This is a genomic window from Phycisphaerales bacterium AB-hyl4, from assembly GCA_041821185.1.
In the GTDB taxonomy this organism is placed as follows: domain Bacteria; phylum Planctomycetota; class Phycisphaerae; order Phycisphaerales; family Phycisphaeraceae; genus Natronomicrosphaera; species Natronomicrosphaera hydrolytica.
Genome location: JBGUBD010000012.1, coordinates 47,158 through 66,570, shown reverse-complemented (window position 1 = coordinate 66,570; position 19,413 = coordinate 47,158). Strand labels below are relative to the sequence as shown.

Annotated in this window: 15 protein-coding genes and 1 tRNA gene; 5 read left to right on the top strand and 11 right to left on the bottom strand. The window is 62.9% G+C overall.

The genetic code is table 11. The features are described 5' to 3' along the window. Positions 1-101: 101 nt before the first annotated feature. From ACERK3_16215 to ACERK3_16200, 4 genes are all read right to left on the bottom strand, one after another. Complete coding sequence (locus ACERK3_16215) at positions 102-1,211, bottom strand: hypothetical protein (protein MFA9479829.1); 1,110 nt, start codon at positions 1,209-1,211, stop codon at positions 102-104. A 71-nt stretch (positions 1,212-1,282) separates the two neighbouring features. Then, complete coding sequence (locus ACERK3_16210) at positions 1,283-1,900, bottom strand: hypothetical protein (GenBank protein MFA9479828.1); 618 nt, start codon at positions 1,898-1,900, stop codon at positions 1,283-1,285. 151 nt (positions 1,901-2,051) lie between these two features. Next, positions 2,052-2,312 carry a molybdopterin converting factor gene (locus tag ACERK3_16205; protein ID MFA9479827.1) on the bottom strand — a complete coding sequence of 87 codons (261 nt, stop codon included), beginning with the start codon at positions 2,310-2,312 and terminating at the stop codon, positions 2,052-2,054. 1,887 nt (positions 2,313-4,199) lie between these two features. After that, a complete protein-coding gene (locus ACERK3_16200; GenBank protein MFA9479826.1) occupies positions 4,200-4,472 on the bottom strand; it encodes a hypothetical protein in 273 nt (90 codons plus the stop codon). A gap of 155 nt (positions 4,473-4,627) precedes the next feature. Here ACERK3_16200 and ACERK3_16195 point away from each other — a divergent pair. Both ACERK3_16195 and ACERK3_16190 read left to right on the top strand, forming a co-directional pair. Next, a tRNA-Gly gene (locus ACERK3_16195) sits at positions 4,628-4,698 on the top strand. Between the two features lie 164 nt (positions 4,699-4,862). Further along, positions 4,863-5,780 (top strand): fructosamine kinase family protein, encoded by a 918-nt coding sequence (locus ACERK3_16190; GenBank protein ID MFA9479825.1) that lies wholly within the window; start codon positions 4,863-4,865, stop codon positions 5,778-5,780. 198 nt (positions 5,781-5,978) lie between these two features. On the opposite strand, the gene ACERK3_16185 is transcribed toward ACERK3_16190, so the two are convergent. The 5 genes from ACERK3_16185 to hisS form a co-directional block, all read right to left on the bottom strand. After that, positions 5,979-7,010 carry a PRC-barrel domain-containing protein gene (locus tag ACERK3_16185; protein ID MFA9479824.1) on the bottom strand — a complete coding sequence of 344 codons (1,032 nt, stop codon included), beginning with the start codon at positions 7,008-7,010 and terminating at the stop codon, positions 5,979-5,981. A gap of 509 nt (positions 7,011-7,519) precedes the next feature. Continuing rightward, positions 7,520-8,560: a 2-oxoacid:ferredoxin oxidoreductase subunit beta gene (locus ACERK3_16180; GenBank protein ID MFA9479823.1), complete on the bottom strand. Its 1,041-nt coding sequence runs from the start codon at positions 8,558-8,560 to the stop codon at positions 7,520-7,522. A 188-nt stretch (positions 8,561-8,748) separates the two neighbouring features. Then, positions 8,749-10,731, bottom strand: coding sequence for a 2-oxoacid:acceptor oxidoreductase subunit alpha (locus ACERK3_16175; GenBank protein ID MFA9479822.1), 1,983 nt, complete (start codon positions 10,729-10,731; stop codon positions 8,749-8,751). Positions 10,732-10,837: 106 nt separating this feature from the next. After that, on the bottom strand, positions 10,838-11,359 hold the full coding sequence (locus ACERK3_16170) for an HYExAFE family protein (protein MFA9479821.1): 522 nt from the start codon (positions 11,357-11,359) through the stop codon (positions 10,838-10,840). Between the two features lie 41 nt (positions 11,360-11,400). Further along, the gene (gene hisS, locus ACERK3_16165; protein MFA9479820.1) at positions 11,401-12,693 is read right to left on the bottom strand and encodes a histidine--tRNA ligase; all 1,293 of its coding nucleotides are present in this window, start codon (positions 12,691-12,693) and stop codon (positions 11,401-11,403) included. A 190-nt stretch (positions 12,694-12,883) separates the two neighbouring features. On the opposite strand from hisS, the gene ACERK3_16160 reads away from it, so the two are divergent. Next, positions 12,884-14,038 carry a PQQ-dependent sugar dehydrogenase gene (locus ACERK3_16160; protein ID MFA9479819.1) on the top strand — a complete coding sequence of 385 codons (1,155 nt, stop codon included), beginning with the start codon at positions 12,884-12,886 and terminating at the stop codon, positions 14,036-14,038. 73 nt (positions 14,039-14,111) lie between these two features. Here the strand turns inward: ACERK3_16160 and ACERK3_16155 are convergent, their stop codons facing one another. After that, on the bottom strand, positions 14,112-16,319 hold the full coding sequence (locus tag ACERK3_16155; GenBank protein MFA9479818.1) for a sugar-binding protein: 2,208 nt from the start codon (positions 16,317-16,319) through the stop codon (positions 14,112-14,114). A 190-nt stretch (positions 16,320-16,509) separates the two neighbouring features. On the opposite strand from ACERK3_16155, the gene ACERK3_16150 reads away from it, so the two are divergent. Together ACERK3_16150 and ACERK3_16145 are read left to right on the top strand one after the other, a co-directional pair. Next, entirely contained in the window at positions 16,510-17,445 is a 936-nt protein-coding gene (locus ACERK3_16150; protein MFA9479817.1) for a DNA-directed RNA polymerase subunit alpha C-terminal domain-containing protein, read from the top strand. Beyond that, on the top strand, positions 17,442-17,957 hold the full coding sequence (locus tag ACERK3_16145) for an NUDIX hydrolase (protein MFA9479816.1): 516 nt from the start codon (positions 17,442-17,444) through the stop codon (positions 17,955-17,957). Before ACERK3_16150 ends, ACERK3_16145 begins: the two co-directional genes overlap by 4 nt. A gap of 39 nt (positions 17,958-17,996) precedes the next feature. On the opposite strand, the gene sthA is transcribed toward ACERK3_16145, so the two are convergent. Continuing rightward, a complete protein-coding gene (gene sthA, locus ACERK3_16140; protein MFA9479815.1) occupies positions 17,997-19,406 on the bottom strand; it encodes a Si-specific NAD(P)(+) transhydrogenase in 1,410 nt (469 codons plus the stop codon). Positions 19,407-19,413: the final 7 nt, after the last annotated feature.

The window sequence follows — 19,413 nt, the reverse complement described above, 5'->3', positions numbered from 1 at the left end:
CATGCTCGCTGCTGATGCCGAAACAGGCGATCTCGGTCTCGCCGAGGTCGCGCAGGCAGCGCCACTTGCTCCAGGCGTAAGGTGTGAAACGCAGCGCCGGCTTACGTCGGGATGATCGCCGGTGACGGTGGCGCCGGGGACGGCGGGCCGTCCGCCGCGGCGGGGAAGACTGCGGTGGAGCCGGCAGGCGTCGGTGCGCCTTCAGCCGGCAGTGGGTCTTGTTCTTCATCGGGTAACTCCTCGTCGTCTTGTTCGGCCCGGCAGGCCGGGCACAGGTCATCGTGTTCCAGGCAGTCGGCGCAGATGCTTCGCCAGCAGCCGGGGCAGGTGGTCAGGCACTTTTCGCAGGCGGGCTCGTGGCACTGGGCACACGTGCCGCCGCAGTTCGGGCAGAACGCTTCATCGCAGCATTCGCAGCGCCCGGCACAACTGCCGCACAGCTCGTCGCCGCAGCGGTGACAGGCGTACGCGTCGTCGCTGTCGATGCGGTCGCCGCAGTCGGCACAGGCCACGCCATGCCAGGCATCCAGCGACACGTAGGGCGATTCGGCGTTGTAGGTGTTCAGCGCTGCGTGCACGAGCAGGAAAAACTCGCCTAATGCGCCGCGTTCCAAGGCGAAGCGGATCGCCGACGCGCCTTCGCCTTCGCACAGGTGGTTATCCGAGACGTGGGGGTGCGTGACGTGGTCTTCGCCCGCCGGCGGGTTGGGATCCAGCGCGAGCACTTCATAGGGACGCGGGCCGCTCAGGCTCGACAGATCATCGAGGTACAGCCGGATCTCGAACCGGCCCAGTTCCACCCCTTCGAGGGCGATCGGCTCCGTGGTCACCGAGATGTACCGGCACTTGTCGTCGAGGGTCAGCTCGCCGAACTCGTCATCGAGCTGCTCGAGCGCATCGAGCAGTTGTCGCACTGTCGGGATCGGTGGTGGGGCGGCGCTGCGGCTCAATACCGACGACACATCACCGAGCAGGTGCATCAGCTCGTTCACGGTGACGGGCAGTTGCTGCTGGACGCGGCGTCGCGCCCCATGCAGCCCGTGCTGGCGGGCACGGGCCAGCTTGCGGCTGAGCGACCGCAGGCCATCGAGGCGCTGGCCTGCATAAGCAAGCCGCTCGTCCAGCTCGTGCTGACGCCGATGATGCAGGACGGTGAGCTGTTCGATGATCCGCTGCGCCGCCCGCCACCGCTGTCGCAGGTGAACCTCCATCGGTGTGCTCCTTCATGCATGTAATTAAGGACGGTCGACTGGAAGCAGGGCGGTCGGGCGAGACTGGCCGTTTATGCGGCGATGCCCACGCACTGCTGCCACTGTCGGGACCACGCCTGGCGAAGCTGGCTCAAGCGGCCGGGGCTGATCGCAAAGCGGCGGGCAACGTGGCAGGCCTTCTCCCCGGCGGCCAGCGCCTGGACCAGCTGCCGGTCGCGATTGGAAAGCGAGGTCAGCCAGCGGCCACCATCAATGCGCACCGCGACCTGCTCGGGGACGGCCGTGCGGCGATCGGCCACTGCTTCGTGCAGCCAGTTGGCTCGACTCGCATCCTCGTCGTCGCCGATACCGTCGAGGCTGGCCACGCAACGGCCGTGGCGTCGACGTCCCAGGCGCGACATCACGTCCATACCGGCCTGGCTGCTGCCGACGCGCCGACCCCCGGCGACAGCGCGCACGGCGTTGCGGACGAAGCCGGCTGTGGCGACCTGCTCGATGCGGCCGCGCCGCCTCAGCGACAAATAGCTGAGAAAACCGGTGGCGACCGCCTCGGCCACGGCGTCATCGCGAAGGGCAAGGGGCAGATTGGCGAAGCGCCGGCGCGCCAACGCGCAGATCACCGGCATCACCGACAGGAACAGGGCGTGGTCTTCGGATGGCGAAACGGGCGTGGTGGTTGAGGCAGTCACGGTGGACGCTCCTTCGAGTAAAAGGAGACCGTCCCCGTGAGCCGGGGACGGTCGTGTAGGACGAACACGACCGCCCCGGCGGAATGCGGGGCGAACAGGATTGGATTGGCGTCAGCAGGCGCAGCGCGGCTGCTGCTGCATGGCCACGGGATCAGACAACTACCGCCCCGGCGATTTTCGTCGGCGTCGCCGACACGCGGTCGTCGGCCTGCAGGACGTAGTCGCGCTGCACCGGCTGGCGATTGACGCGGATCAGCAGATCGTCGGCCTTCACGTGCGGCAGCTGCCGCTCGATGAGCTGCGCGATGGTGGTGCCGGCGGGCACATTGAGGTGGTCGGCGAAGCCGCCGCCGTGCGAGTTGAGAAACAGGATGCGGAGAGTGCCATTGCTGGTGGGGGAGGGTTCGTTCATGAATCAAAGCTCCTTGGCGTGCGTAGGCACGCGCATGCGAAAGCCTCCGGCAGACCATCTGCCGGAAGGTGTTCACGGGTGTCGGATGTCAGGTGTCGAGCAAATGAAGAAGGCGTTGGTTCAGCGCTGTCATGCGGGTGACCGGCGTCCAAGGCGGTTGCCTGCATGTATTTTGAGATCATGGCCGCCACCGGTCGAGTCTCCTCATGAAAAACCGCTTCCCGTTTCAAAAGCAGCGTCTGTCATGTGGCATGTCCGGTTGGACCTTCAATGTCGGACGGTGGTGTGGCTGCGTTGCACGATTCTGGCGCGGTGCGTCCGCCGCCGAGGCGGCGTAGGTGGAAAAAGAACGCTGCGGCGTGCGGCAGAGAAGGTGAGCAAGCGGCCGGTTTCGCGTCCGGTGAAGCCAGGGCTCGCATCGATACTTTGAGTGGGCAAGCTTCATTGATGAACGTGTCATTGTGCGACGGCGTTAAACCGGAGGGCACGAATGGACGTCCATGCACGAACGTCGGATGGCGATGTGAAGCCGACGACATCTGCCGAGGTCGCTGGCAGCGACCCGGAAACAACGACGGGGGGAGCGCCCGATCGCGCCGTGACACTTTTCTGGTGAGGAGTGATGTTCACTATTTTGATTTTGGTACAACCGTAACATCAGGAGCGTCAAATGCTACGGCCGCACCCCTGTATTATTGCGCGAAATTGTTCAAAATTTAGGCTGTATCCACTTGGTAGCGGCGGTGATGGCGAAGGGGGCACCGGCAGTTCAGGTGTCCACGCTGATCGATGGCGATCTGTTCCCGCCCGGACCATGGACAACTTGTGCTTCGGTGGTCGGCTTCAGTATTTCGCCGTGCTGGAGGTTTCAGGAGAGTCCATTGGACCGGCGCAGAACCGGCAGGGGGATAGGATAGATCCCGCTGCGGAGATATGAACAAGGACGTGGATAATGTTCGATTCTCCTTTCCATTGAGCCTGCTTGTCTTCGCGCTGAGCGAACTCGCTTGAAAGTGCGACCGGGCTCACCGGGATCACGGTGTCACGACGTTGGAAGGCCGGCAATGGGCATTGCAAACCCCCGCGCTGTACCGGCATCGGCTGACGACCAGGAGGATGTGCAGCTGGCTCCCGCACCGAGGCAGCAGAATCGTTGCCGTAGAAGGAGGTATGGAGGTATCACGCGTGGGGGCAGGTCACCGTCCTGACCCGGACAAGCGTTGTACGAAGCAGATGATTTTTCAACTCAGGCATGACATGGAGTGATTGCGGGAAAGGGCCGAGCATTTGACGGCGTTGGGCTCAATGTCCTTTCGGGAGGGAGCTTGGTTCGCGTCGCGTGAGTGTGGCGCTTGCCCAATCGGCCAGCCAATAGAACGATCACTTCCCGCCTGCAACGGCACCTGCCACGGCTCGGGCGCACACCTTCGCCACGGTATCGTTAGGGTACGGAACCGCAACGGGGATTACTATTGCATGTCCTGCACGAAGGGCAGACGTCATCGATCAGCAGGCGGCGATACGAATGATGGCACCGGGCAGTGGCCAGGGAGTCGCCGAGTCCCTGGTGTGCCGATGCGATCCTGCTGCTCGCCCGAGGCTCGATTTGTCTTTATTTCCTGTTGGCCGGCCTGGGCCAGTTTGCCGATGGCGGGCTCAGCAATTGGCTCGAATACTTCAATAGCTTGCAGCCGGCGTGGGAAACGAACTAGCAGGCCGAATAGCACTGACGATCCCACGGCTGATGGTACATGACAAACCGCTTGGATTACCCACTGCGAATACGTCTGTACCGATAGAAGGTCGTCACTTTGCGAGATCCAGGGGGGTGAGCCGCTTGTCATTGTTTGACGCGGCCCAAAGCACTGCCCAATGCGTGGGTCCCCTTCAATCAACGGGCTCATTCGCCCGCCTCCGCCGCTCCTCCACTCGTTTCTTCATGTCCTCATCCAGTTTCAGGTTGGCGAGCAGCTGATCCCGCATCAGGTTGTGAGCCCACAGATCGTGGTGCTCTCGCCGCTCGTCGTGTTCAGTGAACGTCTGGCCGGTCACAGTGATGCGCCAGCGGCCGTCCGGGCACTTGTAGAGCCCCTCGACGTTCTCGCCCCACGACGTCCGATACGGCCGAGACGGTCTGCCGCGTCGGCCTGCTTTCGCCATCTGCTGAAACTCCTGATATGATGTGATTCGACGTTCAACGGCGGGATACCAGGGTTGCTAGCGAGTGTCCAGAAAGACGTCCAAAAATAACAACTAGCCGAGGCCGGTTCTTCTGTAAGCGCCTTGTAGTAAGAGGCTTGTGGCTTCCTCCGGATGCGGGTGTAGCTCAATGGTAGAGCGTTGGCTTCCCAAGCCAATGATGCGGGTTCGATTCCCGTCACCCGCTTTTGTTTCCCGCTTGCCGGGAGATCTTTCAGGGGGGTTCTGATCGTACCTGGATCGAGGTGCTACGCGTGAGTGCGGCTCATCGCGGGCGGGGTTTTGTTGGCCAGATATCGAGGCGCCCATGCCGGGGCGGTGGGAGTGGCCGAGGGGTCGGCCGATGCCATCATGGTTTCAAAACTACTTGTCGATATTGACCATGCGACCCGCCTCGTTCGCCGATGGTATGAGCCTTCACGCCGTGTGCTGGCGGTGCGCCAGTTAAACGGCGGCATGATCAATCACGTCTGGGCGTGGCAACTCGACGGCGAGCCGGGCTGGCTGGTGGGTAAGCTTAATGTGCTTGATCATCACGATGCGTTCGAACGCGAGTTCGCGGCACTGCGGTGGTATCGCGAACACTCGACCTTCCCCGTGCCGGAAGTGCATACCTGTTTCGCGGACGAAGAGGAGGGCGTCAGCGGCCTCTTGATGCAGCGGATGGCAGGGCGGAATCTTGGCGAGGCTCAACTCGGTCAACGTGGGATCGCGTCGCTGCAGGGGCAGCTCGCTACGCACATCGCATCGCTGCACACGCATACCGCTGAAAGGTTCGGCCCCGTCGTTATGGATGACGCGAAACGGTCACGCTGGCTGGATGTCTTCGGCCCGACGTTGGAACGTGAGTTTCATGCCGTCGGTGAACACCTCAGCTCGAAGACCCGCGACGTCATCCACAAACTGCTCGGCGAACTCGAAGCGTGGCTGCCCGAACAGGCACGCCCCACACTCGTGCACGGCGACCTCTGGGCAACCAATATCCTTGTCAATGACGCTCACCCCGATCGCCCGACACTGACTGCATTCGTCGATCCGGCGGGCCTGTACGCCGACCCGGAATACGAACTGGCTTACCTGCGGCTGTTTCACACGGCCGGCGACGTCTTCTTCCGAACCTACACGCAGACTCACCCGCTCCGGCCGGGGTTCGACCGCCGCTGTCGAATCTATTGGCTGAACACGATGCTCCTGCATCTTCGCTTGTTCGGCGACCAGTACGCATCAAGCTGCGATGGCCTGGCCAGGCAGATTCGGCAACTGGCATAAGCCCCCGGTAGGGCGGCGGATTGACATGCTTTTCGTTCACGCGACGCTTGCACTTCAGCGAGTCGAGGTCTGCCTGCGCATAAAGCCGGCCTGCGAAATTACTCGCAGGCCGGGCCGCCATATCGTTAATGTTTAATGGCTCGATTGTGCCTTGGCCGAGGGCCGACCGCAGGGTTGCGGTCGGCTCGGCCTGTTGTGTTAGTCGTCAACGCGATCTTTTTGCGACTCACGCGGGGGGGCGTAGCCGAACACTTGCCAGTAGGGCTCGTGATCGAACGCTTCGTGCACCGACTGGGCCCACTGTTCGTCGGTCATGTTGGGCCAGTCGCCGCGGTCGAACGAGATCCGGTCCAGCGTGTCCTCGTCAGCGTCAAGAACGAACGCGTCGTCGTCGGTAAACATTTCATCATCGGTACCGACCGCCTGCTGAAGGGCCTGGTAGGGCACTGCGACATAGTCACGGCCGATGCCGAGGAACCCGCCATAGTTCAGCACCGCGTACGCCAGGTGTCCTTCGCGGGAGTCGATCATCAGATCGTCGATCTGCGCAATCGTGTCATCGTCGCGACCTTGAACGTCCCGGCCGCGCAGGTCACTCAACGCTTCAACCCGAACCGATGTCGCGTCGTCTTCTTCCCGATCGCGGTCGAGTCCAAGCGATTCGCGTTGCTGCCTGGCGTGGCCCGGATCGTTAAGCCGATCCCAATCGTCGTCGAACGCTTCCATCTGGGCGAGCCGTTCGCGGTCGATCGTCAACGTCAGTGCTTCTTCGCCTGCGACGGCTTCAAAGCTCTGCCACGGCAGGGCGTAGTGTTCGCGGCCGATGCCGATGGTCGCCAGGGCTCCGTCAGCTGCGCCCTCATCTTCCGACACCGCTTCGTCGAGGCGGACGATCACGTAAGCGATCTTGCCTTGTTGCGTGTCGACTGCGAGGTCGGAGATGTCGCCGATCCGTTCGCCTGCCTGATTGTGAATTTCGTAGTCGGTAACTTCCGTGCCGCGCAACAGCACGCCTGACTCATCGTCACGGTCCATCATCCGGTCGCCATCGCGATCGCGATCGCGGTCCCGCGCCTGCTGCGGATCTTGCATTTCATCGGCGTTTCGATCGCCCGTTGTCTGCTCCTGTTGCGGAGCGAGGCGGTCGTCGGCATCGCGGTCGTGAGCCTGGTCGTTTTCCGCCAGCGCGATACCTCCCGTGCCGAACATCAGTGCCGCGGCGATGGTCATAGAAGAGGTTTTTGTAAACATAGTGATACCCTTTCGTGATCGATGCTGTATCGGCCCGCTCGGGCAGCCCACGCGACTGCTTTGCGAAAGATTTTCTTCCGAGCCTGACGGCCGAGGTTGCGATCACTCTTCAGTTTCATGTACGGCGGCTTCAGGGACGATGGATGTATGCGCCGCCGCCATCAATATTGGATTTGCACGAAACACACGGGTGCGAGGGGGGAGCCGAGCCCGGGCTTGGTGGGTGTACGAGGGTGACGCCCACGGATTCAATCCGTGGGCTTCGAGCGCACACTGAGGTTCATGTCCGGTCCGTTATACGGCTTCAAGTTAATCCCAGCGCGTCCGGTTCCCTCTCCCTGGGAGGGAGAGGGGGTGGGAAAACGCGCTGGGAATAACTCGAAACCGTATTAGACGCTTTGATGTGCTGTTGGGAACGTGAAGCAGACACCACCCAACGCGATGCCGTGTGGCGTCCGTTTAAGTGGCGGCTGTGATTGGCGGTGCGATCACTCGTGCAGGCCGTGCTGCGCGTCGGTTTCGCTGATGGTGTACGTATCGCCGGCGTTGAGCAGGTCTTCCAGCCGACCGCGACCCCGCTTCTCGATGGCCTGCTCCACCTGCTGGCTGAGCAACTCTTCATAGCAGCGGTCTTCGTAGACGTGGAACACGCCCACCGGCTCGGGGAACTCGGGGAACCGCATTCGGCTAAGCATGAACGCCAACCCCTCGTCCGTCTCGTCATGGAACAGCAGATCATCTTCCGTGATCCCGTTCTTCAGTTCGACAACTTCCAGACGATGCCCGTTGAGGCGGATGCCCTTGTCGCGATCCTTGCCGAAGATCATCGGCTTGCCATGCTCAAGGCGGAGCAGGTTGTCTTCCTTCGTATCCTTGTCCGTCGCGTGGGCGTAGGCTTTGTGGTTGAAGACGTTGCAGTCCTGGTAGATCTCAACGAACGATGCGCCCTTGTGCTTCGCGGCGCGTTCGAGCACGTTGGGCAGGTCTTTGTCGACATCGATACCACGCGCGACGAAGCCGGCCTCGGCAGCGAGCGCGATGGAGATCGGGTTGATCGGGCAATCGAGCGACCCCATCGGGCTGGACTTGGTCTTCTTGCCCACTTCGGAGGTGGGGGAGTATTGGCCCTTGGTCAAGCCGTAGATGCGGTTGTTGAATAGCATGAGCTTGAGGTTGACGTTTCGGCGGAGCATGTGGATGAGGTGATTGCCGCCGATGGAGAGCATGTCACCGTCGCCGCCGACGACCCAGACGTCGAGTTCGGGGTTGGCGAGTTTGACGCCGGTGGCGATCGCGGGCGCTCGGCCGTGGATGGAGTGGAACCCGTAGGTGTTCATGTAGTACGGGAACCTGGCGGCGCAGCCGATGCCGGAGACGAAGACGGTCTTCTCACGCTTGAGGCCCATCTTCGCAGCGACCTTGCGGACCTGGTTGAGGATGGCGTAATCGCCGCAGCCGGGGCACCAGCGCACGTCCTGGTCGGAGGCGTAGTCCTTGGGCTTGAGCACGGTGAGGGTTTTGTCTGCCATGATGTCGGCTCGGTTTCGAGTCATTACGCCAAGACGCCAAGACGCCAAGTCGCCAAGAAAATTCCCAATCCAGTCAGAAGCTCAATGCAACCTGTCTGCCTGTTGCTTTCGTCAGAGCTTATTGACAATCAATGCCATTGTTCCTTGGCGTCTTGGCGCCTTGGCGACTTGGCGTTCATCTCCTACGACTACAACTTCAATCCCTGTGCTTTCGGATCAACCTTGCCGTCCATGGGCAAAAGCGACTCGGCGTCGCCCCATTCGTCGGTGAGCATCAGGTTGATGGCCTGCTGCACTTCTTCGACGAGGAACGGCTTGCCCTGCATCTTGTTCAGCCCGCGAGCGTCCACCAGGTGCTTCGCACGCACGAGCATGCGCAGCTGCCCGCTGTTCAATTCCGGCACGAGCACTTTCTTGAACCGCTTGAGCACCTCGCCGAGGTTGCGGGGCATCGGGTTGAGGTGGCGCAGATGCGCTGCAGCAACCTTCTTGCCATCTTCGCGAGCACGACGCACCGCGGTCACGATCGCGCCATACGTGCCGCCCCAGCCGAGCACGAGCAGGTCGCCGGACGCATCGCCATAAGGCTCGATCGGCGGCACGCGGTCCGCGATCTTGTCCAGCTTCGCCTGACGCAGTTGCGTCATCAACTGGTGGTTCTCGCCTTCGTACGCGACCGTGCCGGTGTGGTGCGCCTTTTCAAGGCCGCCGATGCGATGCTCCAGCCCCGGCGTGCCGGGCAGCGCCCACGGCCGAACGAGGTTCTCATCGCGAGCATACGGGGCATACGCCTCGTCGCCTTCGCCGATGGCGGTCGGATGCTTCACTTCGATCTTGTCGAAGCTCGACGCATCGGGCACGCGCCACGGCTCGGCACCGTTGGCCAGATACCCTTCGCTGAGCACGACCACGGGCACCATATGCTGCAACGTCAGCCGGGCGGCTTCCACGCCGATGTCGAAGCAGTCACTGGGCGATTGCGGCGCGAGCACGACGACGGGACATTCACCGTTTCGGCCGAACAACGCCATGAGCAGGTCGGCCTGCTCGGTCTTCGTGGGCAGACCAGTCGAAGGCCCGCCACGCTGTACGTTGAGAATGACCAGCGGCAGTTCGGTCATGACCGCCAGGCCGATCGCTTCGCCCTTGAGCGCGAAGCCCGGGCCGGACGTGCCGGTGATGCCCAGCTGCCCGGCGAAGCTCGCGCCGATGGCCGAGCCCACCGCGGCGATTTCGTCTTCCGCCTGGAACGTCTTGACGCCGAAGTGCCGCATCGCCGCGAGGTAGTGCAGCACATCGCTGGCGGGCGTGATCGGATACGAGCAGTAGACCACGTTCTTGTCAGCGAGGTGGCCGCCGGCGATCAGGCCCATCGCCAGCGCTTCGTTGCCGGTGATCTTGCGATACGTGCCCGGCGTGATCGCGGCCTTGGGCACCTGGTAGCGGACGGGGAACAGCTCGGCGGTTTCGCCGAAGAAGTAGCCCGCCTTGAGGGCTTTGACGTTCGCCTCGGCGACTTGCGGCAGGTTTTTCTTCTTGCCGAAGTAGTCTTCGAGGTGGTTGATGGTGATGTCCAGCGGCCGATCGTACAGCCAGTAGATCAGCCCCAGCGCGTACATGTTTTTGCAGCGGTTGACGTCTTTCGCGCCCATGCCGGTCTCTTCGAGCGCCTCGGCGTTCAGCCGGGTGATGGGCACTTTGTAGAGCTTGTACTGGCGGACGTATTTTTCGTCTTCGATGGGGTTGTAGCCGTCTTCGTAGCCGGCCTTGCGCAGCGAGACTTTGTCGAACTCCGACTCGTTGACGATGACCGTGCCGCCGGCCTCGACGTCGGCGATGTGGGCTTTGAAGGCCGCCGGGTTCATCGCGATGAGCACGTTGACCTGATCGCCGGGCGTGTAGATGTCTTCGCTGGCGAAGTTGATCTGGAAGCCGGACACACCGGCGACCGTGCCGGCGGGGGCGCGGATCTCGGCAGGGAAGTCGGGCAGCGTGGCGATGTCATTGCCCATGACCGCCGAGGTGTCGGTGAACTGCGTGCCCGCGAGCTGCATACCGTCCCCGGAGTCACCCGCAAGACGGACGACAACGGCATCGCGCTGCTCCGTTGTAGCTGTCGATGGTTGCTTAAGTTGCGCGTGATCGTCACCGCTGCCTGCGTCGCCGGGCATCAGACACTCCTCCCACTTTCGTGTCAGGGGGGTTGGAAAAACCGATTTGTCGATTGTAGAGCCCGCCAAACCTTTTGCCAAGGCCCGCGAACACCGGGTCGAACCCTCATAAAAGCGTTTTCAGCGGCACGGCCAGCTCCGTAAATGCCTTGGCTGGCAGGCTGACCGTGTCCCATTTGGCGCTTCGCCGGCGCATGTGCTGACGGTAATCGCTCAGCCGCACGGCCAACACAGCATACCACCGATCCGCAAATTCGAAAATCTCATGGAACAACGCGTCCGGCGGCTGCACATCACACCAGAAAAGAAACGAGAAGGCCGCCTCGAACCCCTCGCCGAAGATGCCCGTCCACTGGTCTAGGCATTTCACATCATCGTTCGTCACCCAGTTCTGCAACGCTCTGCCGGTCCGCCCCGAATGCTTACGGCCCTTCACGTCAATCAGCAGGTTCGCATCACCCTCGCTGTAGACGACAAAGTCAAAACTCTTGAGCTTTCGCGGCACACCCGCAATCTCGCCTTTGCCCGCCACCGCCCGCTTTGCTTCATCGACCGCCACGTACGGGATGCCGTTGGCCCGCAGGTAGTGCTCGAACGCCGCGTCGTAATGGAATCGCCGTTGTGCCATCCTCGCCGCCCCCCTCGCAAGGCGCCCCGGTGGGGCGGCCGCTAAACCTTTACGCGTCGCGCCACTGCGTCAAACTTGACGATTTCCTGTTCGCCGGACTCGAGGTCTTTCAGTTGCCCCGTGCCGTTCGCCGCCTCATCATCGAGGATGAGCGCGAACCTCGCCCGTGCCGAGCCGGCTTCTTTAAGCAGCTTGCTGATGTTGCGTGTCGCGCGGTAGCTCAGTCGAGCGTGCACGCCTTGCTGTCGCAATGACGCGACGACGCCGCCGAGCTTGTGGCCGCCCGCTTCCGTCGCGGCGAGCACGTACACGTCCGGCCGAGGGCTCACGTCTTCGGGTATCAGCCCCTTGTCGGCGAGCACGTTGGTGAGGACGACGTCGCCCATGCCGAAGCCGACCGCCGGCGTCGCCGGTCCGCCGAACAATTCGATGAGCTGGTCGTACCGCCCGCCGCCTGCCATCGCGCGCTCGACGCCGGTGGCTTCGTGCACTTCAAACACCGTGCCCGTGTAGTACGCCAACCCGCGCACGATGCCAAGGTCATATTCGCACCAGTCGGCAATGCCGAAGTCGAGCAGTTGCTGGTCGAGCGCCTCAAGCGCTGCGAGTTCGTCGCCGTCAATGCCCAGCGATTTTTTCAGCCCGCCGAGGCTGCCGACCTTGTACTTGTACCGGCAGGTCTGGTCGAATCGCGCGACGCGCGGCTCGTCCAGCCCCAGCTCGCCGGCCCGCTTTTGAAACGCCTCCGGCTCGATCTTGTCGCGGCGGTCGAGCAGATCGAACGCGTCTTCCATCTTCTCATCGGACACGCCGAGCAGACTGAGGATGTGGCGCACTGTCTGCCGGTGGCTGATCTTCACCCGGACGTGCTCGGGCTTGAGGCCCAGCTCCTGCAACAGGTCGATCGCGACGAGGATGCACTCCGCGTCGGCGACCGCGGCGTCGCTGCCGAGGATGTCGACGTTCCACTGGAAGAACTCGCGCAGCCGACCGCGCTGCGGCCGCTCGGCCCGACAGAGGTTCGGCGTACAGAACCACTTGATCGGCTTGGGCAACGCATTCGCCTGCGCCGCGACCATCCGCGCCAGCGTCGGCGTAAACTCGGGGCGGATGGCCATGCCTCGGCCGCCGCGGTCTTCAAAGTGGAACAGCTCGGAGACGATGCCCTCGCCCGACTTGACCTTGTAGAGGTCGAGCGTTTCGAAGATCGGCCCGTCCACCTGCTCAAACCCGTGGCGGATCGACACGCGGCGCCAGGCGTCGTGCAGGTGATTCCGCCAAGCCATGTCGTGAGGGTAGAAGTCGCGCGTGCCTTTGGGAGCCTGAAGTTTCATGGGTCTTGTGGGGTAAGAATCGTGGTCTCGTCCAACACCGTCGGCCAAAGCGAAGCAGTCTCCCAGATCGGGGTACATCCTGCAAAACCGTGCCGGTTCCTCGCAATCGCCGTTGACCCGAGCAACTTTCGCGCCCTAGGGTTCCACAATCGTTGTAAGGGATTCTCTGGATTCGGAAGGAGCGTATCGCATGAAGTTTGCCTCGAAAGTTGCCCTGACCACCACGCTCACCTGTGCCTGGCTCGCCGGGCCCGCTGTGGCCGAGGAAGAGGTGATCGAAGAGTCGGCGGGCTCACAGTATCACGACCTGAAGGTGACACGCATCATCGGCGATCTGGAACATCCGTGGGCGGTAGCGTTCCTGCCCGACGAGTCGATGCTCGTAACCGAGCGGCCCGGCCGACTGCACTGGCTACGCAATGGCGAGCCGGTCGAGCTTCACAACCTGCCCGACGATCTGCACGTCGAAAACCAGGGCGGCCTGCTCGATGTGGCGGTCCACCCGGACTACGCCAGCAACGGCTGGATCTACCTCACCTACTCCAAGGGCGACGAAGACGGCACAGCCACCGCGCTCATCCGCGCGAAGATCGACGACGAGACGATGCGCCTCACCGACGTCGAAGAGCTGTTCACTCAGGATCGCAAGTCCGACCCCGGCCGACACTACGGCTCGCGCATCCTGTTCCTCGACGACGGCACGCTGCTGCTGAGCATCGGTGATCGCGGCGTCGAGCCCGAACGCGCCCAGGATCTCGAAGACCACGCAGGCAAAATGCTCCGCCTCACCGACGACGGCAACGTGCCTGACGACAACCCGTTCCGCGATCGCGACGACGTACACCCGGAAATCTACAGCTACGGGCATCGCAACATTCAGGGCATGGACATCCACCCCGTCACCCGCGAAATCTGGGCCGCCGACCACGGCCCGCGCGGCGGCGATCGACTCGATCGCATCGAGCCGGGCGAGAACTACGGCTGGCCCGTATCAACCCCGGGCCGCGACTACGGCACTGAAGCACAGTTCGGCGACAGCGCCCGCGAACGGCCCGACACGGCCGAGCCGATCCGCGAGTTCCTGCCGACGCTCGCGCCCTCCGGCCTGGCGATCGTCAACGGCGGACAGTTCGGCAACTGGGAAAACAACATCCTCATCGGCGGCCTGTATGTGAAGCAGATCCGCCGGGTCGTCCTCGAAGACGACGAGGTCGTGCATGAAGAGGAAGTGCTTCGCGATACGATCGGCCGAGTGCGCGACGTACGCATCGGCCCCGACAACAACATCTACGCTGTCAGCGATGAGTCCGACGGCGGGCTGTATCGCATCGAGCCTGCCGACTGATTGCCACATGAATCTCGGGTGCGCTCGAAGCCCACGGATTTAATCCGTGGGCTTTCGGCACCCGCGCGCGTCTTTACTGACCCAGCCCGCTGTTCAACGGCGTCTGCGGGTATTCGTCCAGAATGTCGCCATCTTCGCTGACCACGAGCATGTGCCGGTGTCGGCCGTGCAGGGTCACGATGATCGCATGACGGGTCGACTCGGCCCGACGCAGATACCACGTTTCCTCCACGTCGTGCACGTCGCGCGTGCCCACGCCCCAGGCGCCGTCGCCCATGTAGACGATGCCGCGATGCGGGTCGACTTCGCCGCCGCGCAGCGGGTGGGTGCGCTTATACGTGTGGTCGTGGTTTTCGAAGACGACTTCAATGCCATGCTCTTCAAACAGCGGCACCCAGTGTTCGCGCACCTGTCGGCTGACGCCGCCGTCGTAAGGCCGGTGCGACGGATATGCCGGCACATGGTACACGGGGAAGACGTGCGGGACATGCTCGCGCTCGGCAAGCACGCTGGCAAGCCAGTCCGTCTGCTCGCCGGCGATCGGGTTGGCGTGGTTCGTGTCGGGCAGGACGATGGACAGGTAGTCGCCGAAGTCCAGCACGCCGTAGCCCGGCTGGCCGGGGAAGGCGAAAAGCTGGAAGAAGTAGGGGGCCCGGCCGAGGCGGTACTCGTCCGTGGGTTCGTAGTCGTCCTGGTTGACCATATATCCGCCGCGGACTTCGTGGTTGCCGATGCCCGCGACCACGGGCACGACTCGGCCGTCGTCGCTGATTAACGTGTTGTAGTTCGCCTGGAACCATTCGTCCCAGCGGTATAGCCGTTCTTCCATCGCGTCGGCATAAGCAAAGTCGCCGCCCCAGACCACGAAGTCGATGTCATATTTCATCGCCTGTCGATTGGTGGCTTCCATCCAGTCCTGCCGGTGACGGATGTCGCCGCCGGTGGCGAACCGCAGCGGCTCGTCAATGTCGGTCGGCATCGTGCGGAACTTGAACGTGCGATCCACGCCGGGGATTTGAAACTCGTACGTGCTCGCCGGCTCCAGCCCGGTCAGCTCGACACGCTGGCGGAACACGCCCGGCCAGGCGATCATGCGATGCACCGCCGTTTCCGCCGTCTGGAACTCCGACTCGCCCGCTGCTCGATAAAGCAGCTCCGCAGCGTCCGGCGGGCGCGACGCATAAATCGCCGACATCTCCAGCACCGCGACGCGTTCATCGTCCAATTCCACCGACAACGCACCCCATCGCTCGTCCTCCGGCGGGGCAGGGATCGGAATCGCCGCATGCAGCGGAAGCTCGTCGCCTTCCAGCGTCGTCGAGCCGACCACTTCGTCGCCTGCGTGCAACGTGATCGTCTTGCCAGCCAGGTCCGGGTGTGCGAAAAACTGCGCTTCCGATTTGTCCGTGTCGAGGTGATCTTCCTTCAGGACGGTTCGCAGCAGCACCTGCGTGCCTTCGCCATCGGTCAGTTTCAATGGCATCATCGATCGGCTGTTCCGGCTGCTGTCACGATGGTGATGCCAGCCCAACCACTGCGACGCTTCCTCGGTCCCCGCGTCGTTCACAATCGCGTTGAAGGCAAGCTCACGCCCGGCCTCCACCGCGTCCAGGCCCAGGTTCTCCCAAGGCAGCAACACATCAATGGTGTAACCCTCATCATGCACCGCCGAGCTCGTTTCCGCGGTGAGGTCCACCGCCCGATCGGCACGGCTATCGTAAAACTGCATGCGAAGCCCGTCTTGTTCCGGGTCCGCGCCCGACGCCAGGATCAACTGATACCGATCGCTATCGCCAACGCCGGTCGAGACGAACAGCTCCACCGAATCCGCCCGCCACAGGTCGTTACGGTCCGGATGCTCGCTCGGCGTCAGGTCACGCACCGCCACCCGCAGGAACAGGCCCGCCTCCGTCCAGCCCAGCTTCAGCTCTGCGTCGAAGCTATCCGGGTTTGGCACGCGATGGGCCTCGTTCAACATCAGCGGCACGTGCAGCGCCGGCCCGTCCCACGTCGCGTCGGCGTCGGCGGGCGGGGCTTCGATCTGCGGTACGCCATGCGCATGCTCCAGCGACTCGTCTTGCCCCTCGGCCAGCGGCAGCAGGTCGCCGCGCTGCAGCCATTGCACGGTCATCGTCGTTGTCGGGTCCTGCTGCCAGGTGAGCAGCACGGTATGGGGCTTGACCTCGGCGGCCGACGCCGACGGCACGGCCATCAGCAGCAGGCAGGCGACCGCAGCGGTGAAAAGCATGGAAAACCAGCCGGCAGGGCGACGATGACGCATTGGGAGAACCTTTGCGGAAAGAGGAAAACATGACCCGTTGCGACCCATCTATACAGATTCGGCTCCCCCCGTCAATGTGGCCCGCGCTTGCCGAGGCAGGCCGATGATACTACCCTTACCTGCTTGCGCGGGGGGTGCGGCGGCCGGTCTGCCGTGGACATGTGAAGGCCTGAAAACTGGAAAAGACACGATGATGAGCGCAGCGGAAGATATGGGCACGATGGGCGACGTTCGTGACGTGGAAACAGCCAAGAAATACTACGACGCCGGGTTCCAGGCCGAGCAGGCCGGCAACCGCTACGAAGCGGTGGAGCAGTACGAGGCCGCCTACGCCGCCGACCCGGACGACGCGGCCATCTGTTTCCGCCTCGCCTACAACCTCGACCTCATGGGCGAGGAAGACGAAGCGGTGCATCTTTATGAAGAGTGTGCCCGCCGCGAACGGCCGTCGCTGAACGCGCTGATCAACCTCGCCGTGCTTTACGAAGACCGCAACGACCACGGCAAGGCCGAGCGCTGCCTCCGCCAGGTGCTCGCCACCGAGCCCAACCACCCGCGCGCCCGCCTCTACATCAAAGACGTGCTCGCCAGCAAGGGCATGATCATCGACGACGACCAGGAGAAGAAGGTCGCCGCCCACAACGCGCTGCTCGACACGCCCGTGACCGACTTCGAACTGTCCGTCCGCACGCGAAACGCGCTTCGCAAGATGAACATCCGCACGCTCGGCGACCTGCTCAAGGTCACCGAAGCCGAGCTGCGCAGCTTCAAGAACTTCGGCGACGCCAGCCTCGACGAAATCAAGACCATGCTCGCTCAGCGCGGCCTTCGCCTCGGCCAGGCCGTCGAACAGCAGCAGCAGCAGGTCAAGCAGGAAGTCTACGACCAGCTTCGCGACCAGGCCGGCGACAACGACACGCTCAACAAGTCGGTCAATGAACTGAACCTCTCCGTCCGCGCCCGCAAGGCGCTGGCTCTGCTGGGCGTCACCAGCATCGGCGACCTCGTCACCAAGACCGAGGCCGAGCTGATGGGCGTCAAAAACTTCGGCATGACCAGCCTCACCGAAATCAAGCAGAAGCTCAATGAAGCCGGCCTCGACCTCCGTCGGCTGGATCAGGGGTGATTCACGCAAAGGGGGCAACGGTGGAACAGACGCATCAGGATGGCTTGGTCGTTCGCTCTGCGGCGCGCGTGCTGCTGCTGGATGCGGAGGATCGCCTGTTGATGTTCCATTGCCAGGATCCAACGGGTGGGGAGCCGTTCTGGATCGCGCCCGGCGGCGGCCTCGAAGCAAACGAGTCTTACGAAGACGCTGCTCGCCGCGAGGTATACGAGGAAACGGGCCTTCGTATCCATGAAGTGTCCTGCTGTGTTTGGCATCGCACGCACGCGTTCACCTACCGCCATCGCCGCTACAACCAGCACGAGCGTTTCTTCGTTGCCCGCACCGACGCCACGGTGATTCGCGCTATCGCAGACGATCAGGAGATACACGATCAACTCGGCCACCACTGGTGGTCGGTCGAAGAACTGCAACGCTCGACCAGCGACTTTGCTCCACGACGCATTGCTCAATATCTCAGCGCGTTATTGAACGATGGCTATCCCGACGAGCCGATCGACGTAGGTGTATAGATCATGCTCGTGTTGCCCTCGTGTGCGACGGGGTGGTGGTCAGATATGCCGTAGCTTGTTCAACCCGTTGTACGCTGCGACGCGGTACGCCTCGGCGAGCGTCGGGTAGTTGAACACGTTCTGGATGAAATACTGGGCTGTGCCCTTGAGCGTCATCACCGCCTGGCCGATGTGGATCAGCTCCGTCGCCTGCGTGCCGATCGCGTGCACGCCGAGGATGGTGTGGTCGTCCTGGTGGATCAGCAGCTTGAGCATGCCGGTGTGGTCGCCCAGCAGTTTGCCGCGAGAGACTTCGTCATACGTCGCGATGCCTGCTTCGTACGGGATGCCGGCTTCGGTGAGTTGCTCTTCGGTCTGGCCGACCATTGAAATTTCCGGCACAGCGTAAATGCCATACGGAAACAGCGTGTTGAAGTTGTCTTCCTTCACGCCGAACGCGTGGCAAACAGCCCGTCGGCCCTGCTCCATGCTCGTCGAGGCCAGCGAGGGGAAGCCGATCACATCGCCCGCCGCATAGACGTGTTCGATGTTGGTCTGGTAGTGGTCGTTGACCTTCAGCCGTTCGCGGTCGTCGAACGAGATGCCCACGTTGTCCAGCCCCAGGGCGCCGCACACGCCTTGCCGACCGACCGCGTAGAGCAGCGTCTCGGCGCGTAGCCGTTTGCCCGACTCCAGCGTCGCCTGCACCAACGGCTTGCCGCCGGTGGTCGGGTCGCCTTTGACTTCGTCGATCTTCTCGACCTTCTCACCCAGCCGAAGCGTGATGCCGGCTCGGCGAAGCTGGTACTGAAACGCTTCGGTGATCTCATCATCGAGAAAGCCCAGCAGCTTGCTGCGACCTTCCACGAGGATGACGCGCACACCCAGCGTCGCCATGATGCAGGCGTACTCCGTGCCGATCACGCCGCCGCCGACGACGATCATGCTCTTGGGCAGGCGTTCGAGGTGCAGCAGTTGATCGGAGCAGAACACGCTTGTTTCATTGAACGGCACGTTCGTCGGCCGGGCCGGCCGTGTGCCCACCGCGACGAGGAACTTGTCGGCCGTGAGCAGCTCGGCATCGCCGTTGCGCTGGATCTGAAGCAGGTTGGGCCCTTCGAAGTGGGCCTTGCCCCAGATCAGGTCGATGCCGTTGCGTTCCAGTTGATCCTGGATCAGCTCCCACTCGTGGCGGATGACCTGTTGGCTCACCGCGGCGAGGTCGGCGATGGTGATGTCTTTCTTGACCCGGTAGCTCTGCCCGAACAGCCCGCGCTTCGCGTGGCCGGTCAGGTGCAGCACCGCTTCGCGCAGTGCTTTGGAGGGGATCGTACCTGTATTGATCGCGGCTCCACCGAGCACGGTGGCTTTCTCAATGATCGCCACACGCTTTCCAAGCTTCGCCGCCTGGATCGCGCCTTTCTGACCGGCCGGCCCCGTGCCGATCACCACAAGATCATAGTGCTTCATGGTTGCG

What these genes read in the sequence shown, in the direction of transcription:
- ACERK3_16215 (MFA9479829.1), bottom strand. Translation starts at nt 1,211, where the DNA reads ATGGAGGTTCACCTGCGACAGCGGTGGCGGGCGGCGCAGCGGATCATC.
- ACERK3_16205 (MFA9479827.1), bottom strand. Translation starts at nt 2,312, where the DNA reads ATGAACGAACCCTCCCCCACCAGCAATGGCACTCTCCGCATCCTGTTT.
- ACERK3_16200 (MFA9479826.1), bottom strand. Translation starts at nt 4,472, where the DNA reads ATGGCGAAAGCAGGCCGACGCGGCAGACCGTCTCGGCCGTATCGGACG.
- ACERK3_16190 (MFA9479825.1), top strand. Translation starts at nt 4,863, where the DNA reads ATGGTTTCAAAACTACTTGTCGATATTGACCATGCGACCCGCCTCGTT.
- ACERK3_16185 (MFA9479824.1), bottom strand. Translation starts at nt 7,010, where the DNA reads ATGACCATCGCCGCGGCACTGATGTTCGGCACGGGAGGTATCGCGCTG.
- ACERK3_16180 (MFA9479823.1), bottom strand. Translation starts at nt 8,560, where the DNA reads ATGGCAGACAAAACCCTCACCGTGCTCAAGCCCAAGGACTACGCCTCC.
- ACERK3_16175 (MFA9479822.1), bottom strand. Translation starts at nt 10,731, where the DNA reads ATGCCCGGCGACGCAGGCAGCGGTGACGATCACGCGCAACTTAAGCAA.
- ACERK3_16170 (MFA9479821.1), bottom strand. Translation starts at nt 11,359, where the DNA reads ATGGCACAACGGCGATTCCATTACGACGCGGCGTTCGAGCACTACCTG.
- hisS (MFA9479820.1), bottom strand. Translation starts at nt 12,693, where the DNA reads ATGAAACTTCAGGCTCCCAAAGGCACGCGCGACTTCTACCCTCACGAC.
- ACERK3_16160 (MFA9479819.1), top strand. Translation starts at nt 12,884, where the DNA reads ATGAAGTTTGCCTCGAAAGTTGCCCTGACCACCACGCTCACCTGTGCC.
- ACERK3_16155 (MFA9479818.1), bottom strand. Translation starts at nt 16,319, where the DNA reads ATGCGTCATCGTCGCCCTGCCGGCTGGTTTTCCATGCTTTTCACCGCT.
- ACERK3_16150 (MFA9479817.1), top strand. Translation starts at nt 16,510, where the DNA reads ATGATGAGCGCAGCGGAAGATATGGGCACGATGGGCGACGTTCGTGAC.
- sthA (MFA9479815.1), bottom strand. Translation starts at nt 19,406, where the DNA reads ATGAAGCACTATGATCTTGTGGTGATCGGCACGGGGCCGGCCGGTCAG.